2 protein-coding genes are annotated in these 688 nt (G+C 72.1%); both read right to left on the bottom strand.

The window, feature by feature from the left end:
• Complete coding sequence (locus AN218_RS29050) at positions 1–222, bottom strand: hypothetical protein (RefSeq protein WP_070020074.1); 222 nt, start codon at positions 220–222, stop codon at positions 1–3.
• A 69-nt stretch (positions 223–291) separates the two neighbouring features.
• Positions 292–507, bottom strand: a complete 216-nt coding sequence (locus tag AN218_RS29045) for a hypothetical protein (protein ID WP_070020073.1) — start codon at positions 505–507, stop codon at positions 292–294.
• Positions 508–688 lie beyond the last annotated feature (181 nt).

The following is a 688-nucleotide window of genomic DNA, read 5'->3' as shown; positions in this document are numbered from 1 at the left end:
TCAGCGGCGGATGTACCAGGCCCATCCCAGCGCGGTCTTCGTGCCGTTCTGCAGCTCGGCGGCCACCTTGGCCGCGCTGGAGGGAACGTCCGACGGGCGGTAACCGATCGGCCCCCGTTCCATCGCGTTCGCGACAGCGGCCTCGAGCGTCAGCCCGTCCCCTTCCACGTCCGAGTGGTCCTCGCCGTGGCGGATTTCCTGGGCCACCGTGAAGACCTGCATGACTCGTCCTTCCGACCTGGGTTCCCGGGAGCCGGTGGAGCGGTACACCCCCGCCCCACATGCAATAATTTACCTTAACAGGCGTCGCCAGTCAAGGTTCACGATCGCCGGGCGCACACCGGTCAGCAGGGCCCGCAGGGTGTCCTTCTCGCAGGCCACATACAGCGCGGCCCTCTGGCCGGCGGTCCAGTCCAGGGCGAACCAGCCCGGCGCGCCGGCGAGGGAAGGCGACAGCCGAGGAGGCCACCCGGCCTCGAACGCGCACAGCTGCAGGACTGCGCCCACCGGTGGACGCGGTCCGGGCGCAGCACACCGCACGGACCCCTCACCAGCAGCCTCTCCCGGCTCAACCGGCCTTCCTCGCCCACCGGTCGACACCGCATCGCCGCCCCGCGCCGGCCGAGGCGCCCGAAGACGTCCGCGCCGGGCACGCCGGGCCAGCCGCGACGCGAACCCCGGCCGATGC

It is taken from the genome of Streptomyces nanshensis, assembly GCF_001751255.1.
Classification (GTDB): domain Bacteria; phylum Actinomycetota; class Actinomycetes; order Streptomycetales; family Streptomycetaceae; genus Streptomyces; species Streptomyces nanshensis_A.
This window is presented reverse-complemented; position numbering and strand designations above follow the sequence as displayed.